This is a genomic window from Methylobacterium sp. CCH5-D2 (genome assembly GCF_001556475.1).
GTDB lineage: Bacteria > Pseudomonadota > Alphaproteobacteria > Rhizobiales > Beijerinckiaceae > Methylobacterium > Methylobacterium hispanicum.
This window is the reverse complement of record NZ_LSIX01000912.1, coordinates 1-1,506: the sequence shown is the minus strand read 5'-3', so window position 1 is coordinate 1,506 and position 1,506 is coordinate 1. Positions and strand designations below refer to the sequence as shown.

Below are 1,506 nucleotides of genomic sequence, written 5' to 3'. Positions count from 1 at the left end.
GGTTCGGGATGGTGATCATCCGCATCCAGCGGCCCAGCACCCGCAGGCTGTTCACAGCGTTGAAGCTCTGCGAACCGCCTGAAACCTGCATGACGGCCAGGGTGCGGCCCTGCGTCGGGCGCACCGAGCCCTCGCTAAGCGGCAGCCAGTCGACCTGGGCCTTCATCACACCGGTCAGGTTGCCGTGTCTCTCGGGGCTGACCCAGACCTGCCCTTCCGACCAGATCGAGAGCTGCCGGAGCTCCTGCACCTTCGGGTGGTCCGCGGTCGTGTCGTCGGGCAGCGGCAAGCCGTGGGCGTCGTAGATCCGCACCTCTCCGCCCATGGCTTCCAGAAGCCGCGCCGCCTCGTAGGCGAGGAAGCGGCTGAATGAGCGCTCCCGAAGCGAGCCATAAAGGATCAGGAAGCGCGGCGCGTGGTCGAGCGGCGCGGGCGCCAACACCCGCTCCGAGGTCGGCATTTCAAAGTGCGCCTCGCTCAGGTTCGGCATCCCGTCGGTAAACGGCTGCTGGGGCTTGTCCACGAAATCATCTTCCCATACGTTTCAACGAACGTTGGATTGATGGACCAACCATGGACGAACGGCAAGCCGTCGCCGCATTCGCCGCGCTGGGGCAGGAGCATCGCTTCCGGGTCGTGCGCGCGCTAGTCACCGCCGGACCGGACGGCCTCGCGGCCGGCGCACTGGCGACCGAGGTCGGGGTGGCGAACACCAACCTGTCCTTCCACCTGAAGGAGCTCTCGCATGCCGGGCTGATCACATCGCGGCGGGAGGGCAAGTCGGTCATCTACAGCGCCGCCTATGCCGGCCTGTCCGACCTGATCGCCTTCCTGATGCGCGACTGCTGCCAGGGCCGACCCGAAGTCTGCGCCCCCGCCGTTGCGGCTCTGTCCGCCTGCGATTGCCCCACCGGAGACACCGCCCATGCCTGAGGCGTTCGACGTCGTCGTCTACCACAACCCCGCGTGCGGCACGTCCCGCAACACCTTGGCGATGATCCGCAACGCCGGGGTCGAGCCGCACGTGGTCGAGTACCTCAAGACGCCACCGAGCCGGGCGCTCATCAAGCAACTTCTCGCTCGCGCCGACCTCACGGTGCGTGACGCGCTGCGCGAGAAGGGCACACCCTACGCCGAGCTCGGCCTATGCGACCCTGCCCTGACCGACGAGCAACTCCTCGACGCGGTCGAGGCCCACCCGGTCCTGCTTAACCGCCCGCTGGTCGTCAGCCCGAAGGGCGTGCGCCTGTGCCGGCCGTCCGAGACGGTGCTGGACCTCCTTCCCGCCCAGCAGGGCGAGTTCGTGAAGGAGGACGGCGAGCGCGTCGTGGACGAGCGCGGCCGCCGCGTCGCAACCGCCTGAGGACGCCATGAGCACCTTCGAACGCTACCTGACCCTCTGGGTCGCGCTCTGCATCGGGGCCGGCATTGCGCTCGGCCACGTCATGCCCGGCTTCTTCCACGCCGTCGGCGCGGCCGAGGTCGCCAAGGTGAACCTGCCGGTCG

Annotated in this window: 3 protein-coding genes and 1 pseudogene; 3 read left to right on the top strand and 1 reads right to left on the bottom strand. The window is 68.5% G+C overall.

The features are described 5' to 3' along the window. A partial coding sequence (locus AX737_RS24650; protein WP_066925920.1) for an NAD(P)H-dependent oxidoreductase occupies positions 1-523 on the bottom strand: 523 nt, incomplete at its 3' end. 50 nt (positions 524-573) lie between these two features. Here AX737_RS24650 and AX737_RS24645 point away from each other — a divergent pair. The 3 genes and pseudogenes from AX737_RS24645 to AX737_RS36350 form a co-directional block, all read left to right on the top strand. Beyond that, positions 574-933, top strand: coding sequence for a metalloregulator ArsR/SmtB family transcription factor (locus AX737_RS24645; protein ID WP_066925917.1), 360 nt, complete (start codon positions 574-576; stop codon positions 931-933). After that, positions 926-1,363 (top strand): arsenate reductase (glutaredoxin), encoded by a 438-nt coding sequence (gene arsC, locus AX737_RS24640; RefSeq protein WP_066925913.1) that lies wholly within the window; start codon positions 926-928, stop codon positions 1,361-1,363. The genes AX737_RS24645 and arsC overlap by 8 nt, the downstream gene beginning before the upstream one ends. A 7-nt stretch (positions 1,364-1,370) precedes the next feature. Further along, positions 1,371-1,506 (top strand): annotated as a pseudogene (locus AX737_RS36350) (arsenical-resistance protein); the annotation flags it as partial.

Excerpts from the sequence above, each read along its gene's own strand:
- AX737_RS24645 (WP_066925917.1), top strand. The coding sequence starts at position 574 with ATGGACGAACGGCAAGCCGTCGCCGCATTCGCCGCGCTGGGGCAGGAG.
- arsC (WP_066925913.1), top strand. The coding sequence starts at position 926 with ATGCCTGAGGCGTTCGACGTCGTCGTCTACCACAACCCCGCGTGCGGC.